The sequence below is a fragment of the Pseudomonas sp. 09C 129 genome (assembly GCF_002843625.1).
GTDB lineage: Bacteria > Pseudomonadota > Gammaproteobacteria > Pseudomonadales > Pseudomonadaceae > Aquipseudomonas > Aquipseudomonas chlororaphis.
In genome coordinates, this window is the sequence record NZ_CP025261.1 from 3,026,773 (window position 1) to 3,042,379 (window position 15,607).

Consider the following 15,607-nt stretch of genomic DNA (forward strand, 5'->3'; position numbering starts at 1 on the left):
GCATGAAAGTTGAACAGCGTTTAAAAGAGATGGGCATTGAATTACCGCTTGCCGAAGTGGGCGAACATTACTACGGCACCAAATATGGAAAAATGAAACCTCACTATATCAGCGGCAACTTGTTGTTTCTGTCCGGGCAAACCGCCGGGTTGAATGCCCAAGGCGAGGCGAGATATCCCGGCCGCGTAGGGCGTTCCATTGATGTCGATCAGGCGCGTGAAGCGGCAAAGTTGACGGGTATTAATTGCATTGCCGCGATCAAGAATGCCATTGGTGATCTGGATCGTGTAGTGGGTATTGCCAGAGTTCTTAACTTTGTAGCCTGCGACATTGATTTTACCGAGCCGCATCTGGTGTCGAGCGCCATGAGCGATTTACTGGTGGACGCCTTTGGGGAGACAATAGGAATTGCCCCAAGGGCAACCATCGGAGTCACGTCGCTAGCGGACGATTACTGTTTCGAAACTTGGGTGACTGTCGAGTTTTCCTGAGCATATACAGAGGGTGTCATGGCTGAGCAAATCGAATTTAACGGACTCGCACTTTCGGCTGAAGGTGAGGCATATCGCTTCATCGAAAGCGGAATCCGGCAGGGCCGTTATCGCGCGGGAGAGCGGCTCGTCGCCGAGGATATTGCCGCTGAAATCGGCATGAGCCGAATGCCGGTGCGCGAAGCCTTCCGCAGGCTTTCCGCCGAAGGACTGCTGCATATCAGGCCGAACCGCGGGGCAATCGTGCGCGGCTTGAATGCGCAGGAAATGCGCGAAGTATTCGAAATTCGCGCCAGCCTTGAAGCCCTGGCGGCCGGTCTCGCCATGCCCAGGCTGACGCCGCAATCCATTGCAACTCTGGAACATTTGCTTGACCAGATGGAACTGTGCAACTCGGATTATTCCGAATGGGTCACTAAACATCGTGAGTTCCATGAGTACCTGTCGGGATTGGCCGGCATGCCACGCCTCAATGCTCAGCTCGTCGGCTTGCATTCCTCACTGGAGCCTTACATGCGCATATGGCTTGAACATGCGGATAAACCGATGACTTCGCGGGATGATCATGCGGGCATTATTCGAGCCCTCAAAAGTGGCGATCAGGCGTTGGTAGAGTCGGTGGTGCGGGAACATGTAAGGGCTACGATTCCTGCACTGGTAACTTTAGTAAGTTAATAACCAGGCGAGAGCCGCCAGTTAAATTTACTACTTGTTTCAGCGTGACCTCCTTAGTTGTCAAGGAGGTCGCGACAGGGATGTTTCGCCTTGAATTCAACAATAACAATATTTAAAGAGGTGCAGCATGTTCAAACGAATAGTATCAACTGCGGCATGCAGTGCAGTGCTGTTATGTTCCGTTGTCTCGCGTGCGTCGGAACCTGTCCAGGTCGGCTTTACCGCCACCTTGACCGGCGATTTCGCTTCCTACGGCCTGGATGTGCGCAAAGGCTTTGAGTTGGGTGTCGAGAAGGTCAGGTCGGAGGACGACGTGAACCTCCAGGTCAAGGTGTCCGACGATCATGGCCAGCCCAACGATGGCGTGTTGGCGGCGGGGCGTTTCTGCGAGGACCAGGACACCCTGGCGGTCGCCGGCTACACCTTCAGTTCGGTCGCCCTGGCTGCCGCACCGATCCTGAAAAAGTGCCAGATGCCAATCGTGGCCTCGGCGATCACCAGCCCGCAGCTGACGGGCATCAACCCGTACTTCCGGCGCCTGATCATGACCGACGCGGCCCAGGGCGCGATGATGGGCGAGTACGTCGCTCGGACGATGGGAGTCAAATCGCTCTACATCCTGTACCAGCAGGACGATTACGGCATCGGGATCAACAAGGCTTTCGCCGATGCCTTCGTGGCGGCGGGCGGCACCCTGGCCGGGCAGAACAGCTACAACCTGGGGACCAAGGATTTCCGGACCATCCTCGCCGGTGTCAAGCAGCGCAAGCCCGATGCGATTTTTATCGGCGGCTTCTACACCGAGGCAGCGATGATCGCCAAGCAGACCCAATCGCTGGGCATCAACGCCCGCCTGATCGGCACCGATGGCGCGCTGTCGTCGCAGCTTGTGCAGTTGGGCGGCAGCGCCACCGAGGGCATGACGCTGTATGGCATGTTCGATAGCCACTCGCAGACGTCAGCGCAAACTGCAGCGTTCGTCCAGCAATACGTTGCCAAATACCAGCAAGAGCCCAATGGCTGGGCGGCCTTGGGCTACGACACGGCGTTGACCCTGGGCGCGGCGGCGAAGGCTGCGCGCGCCAGCGGCCCGCTCAATCGAGCCTCCATGAACGATGCGCTCAGCCGCATCGAGCGCCTGCCAGGCGCGACCGGCGACATCTCCTTCCAGGCCGACGGAGACCGATCGGGTTCACTGCATTACTTCACTGTGAAAAGTGGCAAGTTCGTTCTCGCCGACCAGTAATGACATCGCGGTGTGCGGGGGCGGTTTGCCGCCCCTGCAAAACCGCTGGAGATCCTCATGCTTTACTTTGAGCAGCTTCTGATAAATGGCCTGATGCTCGGGGCCATTTATGCCCTGGCGGCGGTGGCTTACACGCTGGTTTACGGTGTAGTCAAAATGGTGAATTTCGCATTTGGCGAGCTGTTCATGCTGGGCGCCTTTATCACCTTGTCACTGATGTTGCCCGAGCTTTCACTGTTCGGATATCAGGTGGCGATGCCGAACCTGAACTTCTTCCTGGCGGCCCTGGTCGCGATGGTGGCGGTGGCGGCGCTGGGAGCCCTGATCGACCGCATCGCCTATCGGCCGCTACGCAATGCCCCGCGCATGGCTTCGCTGATTACCTCGATTGCGGTCTCGGTACTCTTGCAGAGTCTGGCCCAGACCGTCTGGGGGCCCAGCTCGCTGAGTTTTCCAGAGACGCCCCTGACGCGTCTGCCGGCGCTCCAGCTCGGTGAAATCATGGTCACCGGCGTTGAATGGCTGGTCATGGCTTCCGCGCTGGTGGCCATGATCGCCCTGCAGCTGTTCGTCCACTACACCTCGCTGGGACGGGCGATGCGCGCTTCGGCTCAGGACCCGACGGCCGCTTACCTGGTGGGTATTCCAGTGAACCGGATCATCGGCCTGGCCTTTGTGCTCGGTTCGGCGTTCGCCGCGTTTGCCGGCATTCTCTATGCGCAATCCTTCGCGTTCGCCAGCCCCACCATGGGCTTCGCGCCCGGCTTGAAGGCGTTGACGGCGGCGGTGCTCGGCGGGATCGGCAATATTCCCGGGGCCGCGGTCGGTGGGTTGTTGCTCGGCCTGGTCGAATCGCTGTGTTCCGGCTATATCCCCGGCGGCGCCATCTATCAGGACGCCCTGAGTTTTGTCCTGCTGGTGCTGCTACTGCTGGTCCGTCCGCAGGGGCTGCTGGGCAGGAAGGAAATGAATAGCCATTCCCGTGGAAGCCTGACCAGTGACAGAACCGACAAAGGCTCATGGGTCACCGCGCCATTGCGCCTGCTCGATGGTGTGTTCGCTTCACGCCTGATGGCGAGCAACCTGGTCAAGTTCGTCGCCATCGCCGCAGCCGTGGGTGTCGGTTTTGGTATCCAGTCCGACTACTGGCTCGGCATTCTGGTGATGGTCCTGCTCTACGGCATGCTCGCCAGCGGGTTGAACATCGTGGTCGGCTTCGCGGGCTTGCTGGACCTGGGGTTCGTCGCGTTCTGGGCCGTCGGGGCGTACTACACCTCGATCGTATTTGTCAGTGTGCTTCAGGGCGTCTATGGCCTGGACATCGCCGCCACCTGGTGGGTGCTGTATGCCAACCTGATCATTGGCGGGCTGATTGCCGCCCTGTTCGGGGTATTCCTGGGCTACCCGACGCTGCGGGTCCGCGGCGACTACCTGGCGATCATGACCCTGGGTTTCGGTGAAATCGTGCGCGTCGTCGTGACCAACTGGGTCCCGGTGACCAATGGCCCGATGGGGATTCGCGGGATTCCGTCGCCCATGTTGTTTGGCTACGAGATTGGCTCGACCCGGGCGCTTTACTTCTTCGCCCTGGCACTGAGCGTCGTGCTGCTGTTCTGCATTGGCCGGGTCGTGCGTTCCTTCGTCGGCAGGGCCTGGGTGGCGCTGCGCGAGGATGACGACGCGGCGGAGGCGATGGGCATCCACGGCACGCGCTACAAACTGCTGGCTTATGCGTGCAGCGGATTTGTCGGTGGTCTGGTCGGGGTGTTCTACGCGCACTTCCAGCAGTACATCAGCCCCATCAGCTTCACGCTGTTCGAGAACATCGTGATCCTGATGCTGGTGGTGCTCGGCGGTATGGGAACCATGATCGGGCCCTTCGTCGGTGCCGCGGTATGGATCGTGTTCCTGCAAGCCTCCCTCAATATTCCCTTTGTCGAGAGCTTCCCCGAGTCTCGATACATCCTGCTGGGCGCCATGCTGATCGCATTGATGCTGTTTCGTCCCAGTGGTTTAGCCGCCAAGGCCCGTCAGCGTCTTGTAATGGGGTAATCCGATGATGCCTGTAGTCAACAATCATGAGCTTTTCACACCCCTGCTGGTCGAGCCGATGACCGCGCAAAAACCTGTCAGTCGAGCCGATATGAGAGCCAGCGTTGTTCTGCGAGCCAGCGAATTGACCGTGCGCTTTGGTGGCCTGAGCGCGGTCAGCCATTTGAACCTCGAGGTGCGCAGCCATTCGGTGCATGCGCTCATAGGCCCGAACGGCGCCGGCAAGAGCACGGCGGTCAATGCCTTATCGGGATTCGCCGTTCTCGATGCAGGAAATGTCACCATCGGCGACAAGACCTCGGGTCACTGGACCGCCCACGCCATCGCCCAGGCAGGCTTGGCGCGGACCTTCCAGAATATCCGTCTGTTCGGCGAGATGACGGTTCTGGAAACCGTCCTGGTGGGGCGTCATGCGGGTTTCCAGGGCGGGTTGTTCGCGGCCCTGTTCAGGACAAGGTCCGCGGTCGAGTTCGAGCGCAACACAGTGGAAGAGGCCAGGGCGTTGATCCGGTTTGTCGGGTTGCCGCCCAATGTCGAAGGGGTGCCAGCCAATTCATTGCCCTATGGCCATCAACGTCGAGTGGAAATCGCCCGCGCGTTGATCTCCAAGCCCAAGGTGTTGCTCCTGGACGAACCGCTGGCGGGCATGAACGTGTCGGAGAAGGCGGCTCTGAGCGAGTTGATCGACCAGGTCCGGGAAAGCGGGGTGGCGATCCTGCTGATCGAGCACGACATGGACGTCATCCGAAGCCTTGCCAACTTCACGACCGTGCTTTACCAGGGGAAAAAATTGATCAGCGGAACCACCCATGACGTGCTGAGTCATGCAGAAGTCCAGGCTGCCTATCTGGGGAGGGCCAAAGCATGAATCAGCTTCTTGAGGTCAGCAGCCTCTGCGTGGCGTATGGCGGTATCGAAGCGGTGAAGGGCATATCCCTGTCGATAGACAAGGATGAAATCGTGAGCCTGATCGGCAGCAACGGTGCCGGCAAGACCACGACGCTGCGGGCCATTTCCGGCCTCTTGCCGTGCAAGAGTGGCAAGGTGAGCTTCCAGGGCAAGGACATCACCACGCTTTCGCCTGATGCGCGAGTGCGCATGAGGCTGGCTCATGTGCCTGAGGGGCGTCACGTATTCCCGGGATTGACGATCGAGGAAAATATAAAACTGGGCAGCTACACCCGCCATGATCGCAAAGCCATTGCCGACGACATCGAGGACATGTACCAGCTGTTCCCGATCCTGAAGGAGCGACGCAAGCAGCAGGCGGGCACCATGTCCGGCGGCGAGCAGCAAATGCTGGCCATTGCCCGGGCGATGATGTCCCGCCCGGAGCTACTGATCTTGGATGAACCGACCATGGGGCTTTCACCGAAAATGATTGAGGTGGTACTCGATACCCTTCGAGAGATTCGCTCGCGGAAAACACCGATCCTGCTCGTCGAACAGAACACAGTGGAAGCCATCCAGATGGCGACTCGCGTGTATGCCCTGCGTGTCGGCGAGATCGTTTCCGTGCTGGCGGGGGAAAGCGTGACCGAGGAAGCCTTGAAAGACTTCTACCTGAGCTAGCGCAGGAGCAGGTCTTTGCGTGCAGCAGTGCACGTTGGGTTTTCCAGCTCAGGTAGAAGCGGGCCGCTGACAGAGGGCCCGTTACCCCCTCAATTGTGCTGCACGATCTGGATCAGGTTGCCGCACGTATCGTCGAAGACCGCGAGGGTCACCGGGCCGGCAACTGTCGGCGCTCGGGTGAACTGCACGCCCAAGGTGCTCAGCCGGGCATATTCGGCGTGTACATCCTCGACCCCGAAGAAAGTGAAGGGGATGCCATCGCGTTTCAGTGCCGAGGTGAATGGCTTGGCGGCCGGGTGAGCGTCGGGCTCCAGCAGCAATTCGACGCCGTCGGGGTCGCCGGGGGAGGTCAGCGTCAGCCAGCGATGCTCGCCCATGGCGATGTCGTGCTTGAGCTGAAAACCCAGCACGTCCCGGTAGAAGGCCAGGGCCTTGGCCTGGTCGTCGACGACCACGCTGGTGATGACGATCTTCATGGGGGTTCTTCCTCCGTATTTGATGTACAGGTGGCAATAAATACCTGGCAGGAATAATAGCCGGGCAGCCGCGGTGTCCACGCCCTGGAGGGCGACCGGCTGTCCAGTGGGCAGGGCGAGGTGTTGGCAGCCCGGCAGGCTGCCGGGTTTTCCCGCCGATTCCCGCACGACCCGGCGCCGGGGCTGTAAACTGGCGCCTTTCATCCCCTCGAACAAGAGAGCCCCATGGCCAACCACGATATCGATTTCATTCCCGATCCCGACGCGGATTCCATCTCCTCCGACGTTGCCGGTTTCGCCGGCATCCTGGTCTCCACCCAGATCCCCACCCGCGCCGACGGCAGCCTGGAACTGGGCGACATCACTGCGCAGAGCGAGTGCACCCTGCAGGCGCTCAAGGTGGCCCTGGAAAAGGCCGGCAGTTCCATGGACCGGGTCCTGCACCTGACCATCTACCTCACCGACATGGCCGAGCGCGCCGCGTTCAATGCGGTCTACCAGCGCTTCTTCGCCAAGCCCTGGCCGGTGCGCGCCGCCGTTGGCGTGGCGTCCCTGGCGGTCGAAGGCATGCGCGTGGAAGTCACCGCGATGGCGGCCAAGGGCTGAGTTTGCGGCGTTATCCGGTGGTGCCGCTCGGCGAGTGGGCGCCACCGGGCAGTACACGGGTGCCGGTCAGGCGTTTCGCCGCTACAATGCGCGCCTCGACTGTGACAAGCCTGACTAAAAAAATATGTCCTTGCCCAAGCATCACCTGGAATTGCTCAGCCCTGCCCGCGATGTTGCCATCGCCCGCGAGGCCATCCTGCATGGCGCCGACGCCGTGTACATCGGCGGCCCGAGCTTCGGCGCGCGCCACAACGCCTGCAACGAAGTGAGTGAAATCGCCGAGCTGGTGGAGTTCGCCCGCCGTTACCACGCGCGGATCTTCACCACCATCAACACCATCCTCCACGACAACGAGCTGGAGCCGGCGCGCAAGCTGATCCACCAGCTGTACGACGCGGGCGTCGATGCGTTGATCGTCCAGGACCTGGGCGTGATGGAGCTGGACATTCCGCCGATCGAGCTGCACGCCAGCACCCAGACCGATATCCGCACCCTGGCCCGGGCCAAGTTCCTCGACCAGGCCGGCTTCTCGCAACTGGTCCTGGCCCGCGAGCTGAACCTGCAGGAAATCCGCGCCATCGCCGACGAGACCGACGCGGCGATCGAGTTCTTCATCCATGGTGCGCTGTGCGTGGCCTTCTCCGGCCAGTGCAACATCTCCCATGCGCAGACTGGCCGCAGCGCCAACCGTGGCGACTGCTCCCAGGCCTGCCGCCTGCCGTACACCCTCAAGGATGAAAAGGGCGGTGTGATCGCCTACGAGAAGCACCTGCTGTCGATGAAGGACAACAACCAGAGCGCCAACATCCGCGCCCTGGTGGAAGCCGGCGTGCGTTCGTTCAAGATCGAAGGGCGCTACAAGGACATGGGCTATGTGAAGAACATCACTGCCTATTACCGCCAGCGCCTGGACGATGTGCTCGAAGACCGTATCGACCTGGCCCGCGCTTCCAGCGGCCGCACCGCGCACTTCTTCCTGCCCGACCCGGAAAAGACTTTCCACCGCGGCAGCACCGATTATTTCGTCACCGATCGCAAGATCGACATCGGCGCCTTCGACTCGCCGACCTTTACCGGCCTGCCGGTGGGCGTGGTGGAGAAAGTCGCCAAGCGCGACCTGCACGTGGTGACCCATGAGCCGTTGTCCAACGGCGACGGCCTCAACGTGCTGGTCAAGCGCGAAGTGGTGGGTTTTCGCGCCAACATCGCCGAGCCCAAGGGCGAGTTCGAAGAGGACGGCGAAAAGCGCTATCGCTATCGCGTCGAGCCCAACGAGATGCCGGAAGGCCTGTACAAGCTGCGGCCGAACCACCCGCTGAACCGCAACCTCGATCACAACTGGCAGCAGGCCCTGCAGAAGACTTCGTCCGAGCGTCGCGTGGCCCTGAGCTGGGTCGCGCGCCTGCGCGAAGAACAGCTGGAAGTGACCGCGACCAGTGAAGAGGGGATCAGCGCCAGCGTGACCCTGGACGGCCCGTTCGGCGTCGCCAACAAGCCGGAGCAGGCGCTGGAACAACTGCGCGACCTGCTCGGCCAGCTCGGCACCACGCAGTACCACGCCATCGACATCAAGCTCGATGCGCCGCAGGCTTACTTCATCCCCAACTCGCAGCTCAAGGCCTTGCGCCGCGAAGTGATCGAAGCCTTGACCGCCGCGCGGGTTGCCGCTCACCCGCGTGGCAGCCGCAAGGCCGAGACCACGCCGCCACCGGTGTACCCGGAGTCGCACCTGTCGTTCCTGGCCAACGTCTACAACCAGAAGGCCCGCGACTTCTACCATCGCCATGGGGTGAAGCTGATCGATGCGGCCTACGAGGCCCACGAAGAGGCCGGCGAAGTGCCGGTGATGATCACCAAGCACTGCCTGCGTTTCTCCTTCAACCTGTGCCCGAAACAGGCCAAGGGCGTCACCGGCGTGCGCACCAAGGTGGCGCCGATGCAGCTGATTCACGGTGACGAAGTGCTGACCCTGAAGTTCGACTGCAAACCGTGCGAGATGCACATCATCGGCAAGATGAAAGGCCACATCCTCAACATGCCGCAACCGGGCAGCGTGGTCGGCCACATCAGCCCCGAAGACCTGCTCAAGACCATCCCCCGCGCTCCGCACTGAGTGGCGGGCGCGGCGCCTCGGCGTCGCGCTTGCTCACTCGTTCAAGCGCTGGCTATCGTGCATCAACGCCATTGTCGACTGGGTCGGCAATGGCGTTGTTGTTTCTGCGAACTGCCTTAACGCGCTGGATCTTCCTCGGCGCGCAACTGAACACTCATGTCGTCGCAGCTTTGCGACCAGTCTTGCAGCCACTGTGGCAACTCGGGAGAGGTGTCCACGCCCAGCTCGTGGACGAACTCGCCGGGGGCGATGGTGCCTTTGGCCGAGCGGAACAGCCCGCGCATCACCACCACGCCGATCACCCGGCCTTTGCTCACGAAGCGGTGTTCCATAAAGCTCCATTTCTCGTCCCAGCCGAGGATCCGGCTATGGACCTCGAAGGCTTCGAACAACTTCAGTTCCCGGCGGAATTTGCCCCACACATCGCCAACGATCGGCACCGCCCTGTGGCGCAGGGCCACGCGGTAGGCGCCGCTGCGCAGGACAAAATCCATGCGCCCGAGGTCGGCCAGGGTGAAGTAGCGGCCGTTGGTGACGTGGCGGTTGAGGTCGAGGTCGAGCGGCCAGACGCGCATGCGCACCACGGTGGTGGCCAGGCCTGCGACCGGCTTGCGCCACGGACGACGAAACAGCATGAGCAGCATGCGGAACCAGAGATTCATGAGTGCACCGATGATGGAAAAGGATGGCTGCACTCTAGGGAAGAAGAATCGGCTAAGGTAGGTGCGCAAATGACATTTTTCATGCGAAAAGCGCAACGGAATCCACTATGCACGTCACCTTGCTCCTGACCGATCACTGTTCCGCCGCCAGCGCCACCCTGGCCCTGGAAGTGCTGAGCGCCGCCAACCTGTTCGCCGACAGCGCCAGCGCGCCGTTCGAGGTGGTGGTCGCCTCGCTGGATGGCGCCGATGTCAGCGCCTGGGGTGGGCAGGTGCTGCGGGTGCAGCGCTCGGTGGCCGAGATCGCCCAGACCGATCTGGTGCTGATCCCCGGTTTTCTCTTCACCCTGAAGGAGGCCTTGCCGGCATTTGCCGGGCATGGGCCCTGGTTGCGGCAACAGCATGCCCGGGGCGCGGTGCTGGCCTCGATGTGCACCGCCACCTTCCTGCTGGCCGAAGCCGGCCTATTGAAGGGCGCTCGCGCCACCACCCACTGGGCCTTCGCCGAGCTGTTCCGGCGGCGTTATGCCGGGGTCGAGCTGGACGAGGGGCAGCTCCTCTGCGAGGACGATCGCCTGATCACCAGCGGCGGCGCGAGCGCGGCCATGGACCTGCTGTTGCATTTGGTGCGGCGTTTCGCCTCCCTGGAGCTGGCGCAGAAGTGCAGCAAGTACCTGCTGATCGACAAGGTGCGCAGCGAGCAGTCGGTCTATGTCATGTGGTCGCTGCCCAAGAGCCACGGCGATGGCGAGATCCTGCGGGTGCAGGACTGGCTGGAGGAACACTTCGACCAGCCGCTGCTGATCGACGACACGGCCCGCCGTTTTGGCTTTGGCGTGAGGAACTTCAAGCGCCGCTTCAAGGAGGCCACCGGCTACACGCCCCTGGCCTATCTGCAGACCCTGCGCCTGGAGAAAGCCAAGGAGCTGCTGGAGTCCACGCGCATGACCCTGGACAGCATCACCTACAAAGTGGGCTACGAAGACAGCAACTCGTTTCGCCGGCTGTTCCAGCAACGGCTCGGCCTGCTGCCGGCGGCGTATCGCAAGAAGTTCCAGGCGGCTGGCTGAGTGCCGATGACCAGCGCCGGCCGGCGCAAAAAAACACGGGCAGGGCAGTGGGCCTGCCTGCCCGCTACCCTGCCCGGGATGCGGTACAACCCTAGAGCGGCTGCCTGTCCCAGCCACCGCCCATGGCCCGGAACAGGTCCACCAGGGCGATCTGGCGCTGGGTGCTGATGCGGATCAGCGTGGACTGATCGTTGAACGCACTGCGCTGGGCGTCGAGGTACCGCAGGTGATCGTCCAGGCCGCTGTCGTAGCGGGCCTTGGCCAGTTCCAGGGTGGCCTGGCTGGTGCGCGCCAGACCCTGGCGCGCCGCCTCCTCGCGGCGCAGGGTGTCGCTGGCGGCAAGGGCGTCGGCCACTTCGCGGAAGGCCTGTTGCAGGGTGCCTTCGTAGGCGGCCACGGCGCTGTCCTTGCGCACCTCGGCCAGGTCCAGGCTGGCCCGGTTGCGCCCGCCGGCGAAGATCGGGATCGACACCGAAGGCAGGAACGACCAGGACCGCGAACCGCCGTCGAACAGCCCGGACATCTCGCTGCTGGAAGTGCCCAGGCTGCCGCTCAGGGTGATGCGCGGAAAGAACGCCGCCCGTGCCGCGCCGATATCGGCATGGCGAGCCTTGAGCCGATGCTCGCTGGCCAGCACGTCCGGACGTCGGGCGAGCAGCTCGGACGGCGCCCCGGGCAGCATGTCCTGCACCAGCAACAGTTCGTCACGTGGTTGGGCGGGCAGCGCGTCCGGGGTGCCCACCAGCAGGGTCAGGGCATTGCGCGCCAGACGCAGCTGGCGGTCGGTGTTTTCCAGCTCGGCCCGGGATTGCTCCACCAGGCCCTGGGCCTCCTGATAATCCAGGGCCGTGGCGGTGCCGATGGTACGCCGCTGGCCGATCAGTTCCAGGGACTGTTCGCGGCTGCGCAGGGTGTCCCGGGTCAGGGCCAGCTGGCGTTGGGCGCCGTCCCAGGTCAGGTAGGCCTGGATCACCTCGGAGATCAGCGCCAGCTGGCTGGCGCGGGTGGCTTCCTCGGTGGCCAGGTATTGCTCCAGGGCGGCGTCCGACAGGTTGCGCACACGGCCGAACAGGTCGATCTCGTACTCCGGCAGGCTCAGCCCCACCTGGTAGGTGCTGGACACCCCGGCCGTCTGGCTGGACGACAGGTCGGCCGGCAGGCGCTGGCGGTTGCCCGAGCCGCTGGCGTTCAACCCCGGCAGGCGGTCGGCGCGCTGGATGCGGTATTGCGCCCGGGCCGCCTCGATATCCAGCAGCGCCTGGCGCAGCGAGCGGTTGTTGGCCAGGGCGCTGTCCACCAGCGCCCGCAGGTCGGGATCGAGGACAAAGGCTTGCCACTGCGGCAGCTCCTTCGGCGTCGCGGCCTGGTCTTCCCAGGTCGCGGCGATCGGCGCCGGCGGACGCTCGTAGCGCGGCGCCAGGGAGCAGCCGGCCAGCAGCAGGGCCAGGGGCAGGGCGGCGTAGATCAGGGGGTTGGATTTCATGCCGGTCATTCCTCGGTCCGCGCGGGTTGCAGGTCATCGTTGCTCGTCGTGGGTTCGCGGCGCAGCAGCGACAGCACCCAAACAAAGAAGATCGGGACGAAGATCACCCCCAGCAGGGTGGCACTGAGCATGCCGCCGATCACCCCGGTGCCGATGGCGCGCTGGCTGGCCGCGCCGGCGCCGGTGGCCAGGGCCAGCGGCACCACGCCGAGGATGAACGCCAGGGAGGTCATGACGATCGGCCGGAAGCGCAGGCGCGCCGCCTTGAGGGCCGCGTCCCGCAGGCTATAGCCCTCGGCCCGGAGGTCCTTGGCGAACTCGACGATCAGGATCGCGTTCTTCGCCGCCAGGCCGATGATGGTGATCAGGCCGACCTTGAAGTACACGTCGTTGGGCATGCCGACGGCGGTCACCGCCAGCACCGAGCCGAGGGCGCCCACCGGCACGATCAACATCACCACCAGGGGAATGGTCCAGCTCTCGTACAGCGCCACTAGCAGCAGGAACACCACCACGAAGGCCAGGGCGAAGAGTTGCAGGGCCTGGCCGCTGGCGATCTTTTCCTGGTACGACAGGCCGGTCCATTCATAGCCGATGCCGGCCGGCAGATGGGCCGCCAGGCGTTCGATCTCGGCCATGGCCTCGCCGGTGCTGACCCCGGGCATGGCGTCGCCGGAGATGCGAATGGTCGGGTAGCCGTTGTAGCGGGCGATCTGCACCGGGCCTTCTTCCCAATGGGTGGAGACAAAGGCACTCAGGGGCACCAGGGCGCCGCTGTTGTTGGGAATGTAGAGCTTGAGCACGCTTTCCGGGGTCATGCGCTGGCTCTGGTCGGCCTGTACCACCACTCGTTGCTGGCGCCCGGCGTTGGCGAAGTCGTTGATCACCGCCGAGCCGAAGGCGGTGGACAGGGCGTTGTTGATCGCATCGAACCCCACCCCCTGGGCCTGGGCCTTGTCCCGGTCGATGTCCAGGCGCAGCTGTGGCGCCTCGGCCAGGCCTTCCATCATCGCGTAGAGGATCTTCGGGTTGTCGTAGGTTTCGCCGAGCAACTGGTCGCGGGCTGCCAGCAGGGCTTCGCGCCCCAGGCCGCCACGGTCCTGCAGGCGCAGGGAGAAACCGCCGGAGTTGCCCATGCCATCGATTGGCGGCGGGCTGACGGCCATCACCGTACCGTCGTCGGGGCTGGCGAAGCGCTGGTTGACCTGGGCGGTTTCCGCCTCGGCCGACTGCTCGGCGCCGCGTTGCGACCAGTCTGTCAGGGTCGGGAAGGCCAGGGCGGCGTTCTCGCCTTGCCCGGAGAAGCTGAACCCCAGCACCAGGAAGGTGTTGGCCACGGCCTCGCGGGAGGCGAGGAACTGCTCCAGCTGCTGGCCGGTGGCCGAGGCGCGCTCGCGGGAGGCGCCCGGTGGCAGTTGCACGTCGACGATCATGTAGCCCTGGTCTTCCACGGGCACGAAGGACTCGGGCAGGCGCAGGTAGACGACGCCCAGCAGCATCACCACGCCCAGGTAGACCAGCATGTAGCGCCCGGCGCGCCGCACCAGGTGGTTGTTCAAGGCGCTGTAGCGCTCGGTCAGGCGGCCGAACAGGCGGTTGAAGGCACCGAAGAAGCCGCGCTTCTCATGGTGCCCCGGGGCCACCGGCTTGAGCAGGGTGGCGCACAGCGCCGGGGTGAAGGTCAGCGCGAGGAACCCGGAGAACAGGATCGACACCGCCAGCGACAGCGAGAACTGCTGGTAGATGACCCCCACCGAGCCGGCCATGAACGCCAGCGGCATGAACACCGCCGACAGCACCAGGGTGATGCCGATGATCGCCCCCGACACCTGGCCCATGGCCTTGACGGTAGCCGCCGCCGGGGACAGGCCTTCCTCGGCCATGATCCGCTCGACGTTCTCCACCACCACAATGGCGTCGTCCACCAGGATGCCGATGGCCAGCACCATGCCGAACATGGTCATCATGTTCACCGAGAAGCCCAGCAGGTACATCACCGTCAGCGTACCGGCCAGGCACACCGGCACCACGATGCTGGGGATCAGGGTGTAGCGCAGGTTCTGCAGGAACAGGAACATCACCAGGAACACCAGGACCATGGCTTCGATCAGGGTGTGGATGACCTTTTCGATGGCCACGTCGACGAAGCGCGAGGTGTCGTAGGGCACGGAGTACTGGACGTTCTCCGGAAAATTCACCGACAGCTCGTGCAAGCGCTCCTTGACCGCGCTGGCGGTCTTGATCGCGTTGGCCCCCGGCGACAGCTGGATGGCCGCGCCCACCGCCGGCTTGCCGTTGAGGCGGGTGGTGAAGTTGTAGTCCTGGCTGCCGACCTGGATCCGCGCCACGTCGCCCAGGGTGACCTTGGAGCCGTCCTGGTTGGCGCGCAGCACGATGCGCGCGAATTCCTCGGGGTTGTCCAGGGTGCCCTTGACCGCCAGGGTGGCGGTCAGCTCCTGGCCGACCGCGCCCGGGGCGCTGCCGAAACTGCCCGCCGGGACCTGCACGTTCTGCGCGCGGATGGCGTTGCCGATGTCCTCGATGGACAGGCCGTAGCCCACCAGGCTCTGCGGGTCGATCCAGACCCGCATGGCCGCTTCCGAGGCGAAGAACTGCAGCTTGCCCACGCCTTCGACCCGGCGGATCTCGTTGTTGACGTTACGCGCGGCGTAGTCGGCCAGCAGGGTGGTGTCCTGCTCCCGGGCGCCTTCCTTGTAGCTCAGGGCGTAGATCATCAGGAAGCCGGCGCTGGTCTGTTCGACCTGGACGCCCTGGCTGAGTACGGCCTGGGGCAGGCGCGCCTCGGCCTTCTTCAGGCGGTTCTGCACCTCCACCTGAGCCATGTCCGGCTGGACGCCCGGCTCGAAGGTGACGACGATTTCGGCGACGCCGTTGGAGTTGCTGGTGGAGTCGAAATACAACAGGCCCTTGGCGCCGTTGAGCTCCTCCTCGATCACGCTGGTGACCGAATCCACCAGCACTTTCGCCGAGGCGCCGGGGTAGGTGGCGGTGATGCTGATCTGCGGCGGCGCCACGCTGGGGTATTGGGCCACTGGCAGGGCGGGGATCACCAGCAGGCCGGCCAGGGAAATGAATAAGGCGACGACCCAGGCGAACTTGGGCCGTTTGATAAAGAACAGAGACATGGTGTGTCCTCGAAC

At 63.6% G+C, this 15,607-nt stretch carries 13 protein-coding genes; 9 read left to right on the plus strand and 4 right to left on the minus strand.

Annotated features, from left to right (window positions below; translation table 11 throughout):
• Positions 1–2 precede the first annotated feature (2 nt).
• The 6 genes from CXQ81_RS13765 (at position 3) to CXQ81_RS13790 (ending at position 6,036) form a co-directional block, all read left to right on the plus strand.
• Complete coding sequence (locus tag CXQ81_RS13765; RefSeq protein WP_007924927.1) at positions 3–491, plus strand: RidA family protein; 489 nt, start codon at positions 3–5, stop codon at positions 489–491.
• Positions 492–509: 18 nt separating this feature from the next.
• Positions 510–1,166, plus strand: coding sequence for a GntR family transcriptional regulator (locus tag CXQ81_RS13770; protein ID WP_007924929.1), 657 nt, complete (start codon positions 510–512; stop codon positions 1,164–1,166).
• 127 nt (positions 1,167–1,293) lie between these two features.
• Positions 1,294–2,412, plus strand: coding sequence for an ABC transporter substrate-binding protein (locus tag CXQ81_RS13775; protein WP_007924935.1), 1,119 nt, complete (start codon positions 1,294–1,296; stop codon positions 2,410–2,412).
• Between the two features lie 57 nt (positions 2,413–2,469).
• On the plus strand, positions 2,470–4,464 hold the full coding sequence (locus CXQ81_RS13780; RefSeq protein WP_101337497.1) for an ABC transporter permease: 1,995 nt from the start codon (positions 2,470–2,472) through the stop codon (positions 4,462–4,464).
• A gap of 4 nt (positions 4,465–4,468) precedes the next feature.
• Complete coding sequence (locus CXQ81_RS13785) at positions 4,469–5,332, plus strand: ABC transporter ATP-binding protein (protein WP_256584104.1); 864 nt, start codon at positions 4,469–4,471, stop codon at positions 5,330–5,332.
• Positions 5,329–6,036 (plus strand): ABC transporter ATP-binding protein, encoded by a 708-nt coding sequence (locus CXQ81_RS13790; RefSeq protein ID WP_087088157.1) that lies wholly within the window; start codon positions 5,329–5,331, stop codon positions 6,034–6,036. Before CXQ81_RS13785 ends, CXQ81_RS13790 begins: the two co-directional genes overlap by 4 nt.
• An 89-nt stretch (positions 6,037–6,125) precedes the next feature.
• Here the strand turns inward: CXQ81_RS13790 and CXQ81_RS13795 are convergent, their stop codons facing one another.
• Positions 6,126–6,512 carry a VOC family protein gene (locus CXQ81_RS13795; RefSeq protein ID WP_007924943.1) on the minus strand — a complete coding sequence of 129 codons (387 nt, stop codon included), beginning with the start codon at positions 6,510–6,512 and terminating at the stop codon, positions 6,126–6,128.
• A gap of 225 nt (positions 6,513–6,737) precedes the next feature.
• On the opposite strand from CXQ81_RS13795, the gene CXQ81_RS13800 reads away from it, so the two are divergent.
• Together CXQ81_RS13800 and CXQ81_RS13805 are read left to right on the plus strand one after the other, a co-directional pair.
• The gene (locus CXQ81_RS13800) at positions 6,738–7,118 is read left to right on the plus strand and encodes a RidA family protein (RefSeq protein ID WP_053260587.1); all 381 of its coding nucleotides are present in this window, start codon (positions 6,738–6,740) and stop codon (positions 7,116–7,118) included.
• 124 nt (positions 7,119–7,242) lie between these two features.
• Positions 7,243–9,231 (plus strand): U32 family peptidase, encoded by a 1,989-nt coding sequence (locus CXQ81_RS13805; RefSeq protein ID WP_101337498.1) that lies wholly within the window; start codon positions 7,243–7,245, stop codon positions 9,229–9,231.
• A gap of 116 nt (positions 9,232–9,347) precedes the next feature.
• Here CXQ81_RS13805 and CXQ81_RS13810 read toward each other — a convergent pair whose 3' ends face one another.
• Positions 9,348–9,893, minus strand: a complete 546-nt coding sequence (locus CXQ81_RS13810; protein ID WP_007924949.1) for a thioesterase family protein — start codon at positions 9,891–9,893, stop codon at positions 9,348–9,350.
• A 107-nt stretch (positions 9,894–10,000) separates the two neighbouring features.
• On the opposite strand from CXQ81_RS13810, the gene CXQ81_RS13815 reads away from it, so the two are divergent.
• Entirely contained in the window at positions 10,001–10,963 is a 963-nt protein-coding gene (locus CXQ81_RS13815; protein WP_101337499.1) for a GlxA family transcriptional regulator, read from the plus strand.
• A gap of 91 nt (positions 10,964–11,054) precedes the next feature.
• Here the strand turns inward: CXQ81_RS13815 and CXQ81_RS13820 are convergent, their stop codons facing one another.
• Together CXQ81_RS13820 and CXQ81_RS13825 are read right to left on the minus strand one after the other, a co-directional pair.
• Positions 11,055–12,446, minus strand: a complete 1,392-nt coding sequence (locus CXQ81_RS13820) for an efflux transporter outer membrane subunit (RefSeq protein ID WP_101337500.1) — start codon at positions 12,444–12,446, stop codon at positions 11,055–11,057.
• A gap of 5 nt (positions 12,447–12,451) precedes the next feature.
• Entirely contained in the window at positions 12,452–15,592 is a 3,141-nt protein-coding gene (locus CXQ81_RS13825; RefSeq protein WP_101337501.1) for an efflux RND transporter permease subunit, read from the minus strand.
• Between the last annotated feature and the right edge of the window lie 15 nt (positions 15,593–15,607).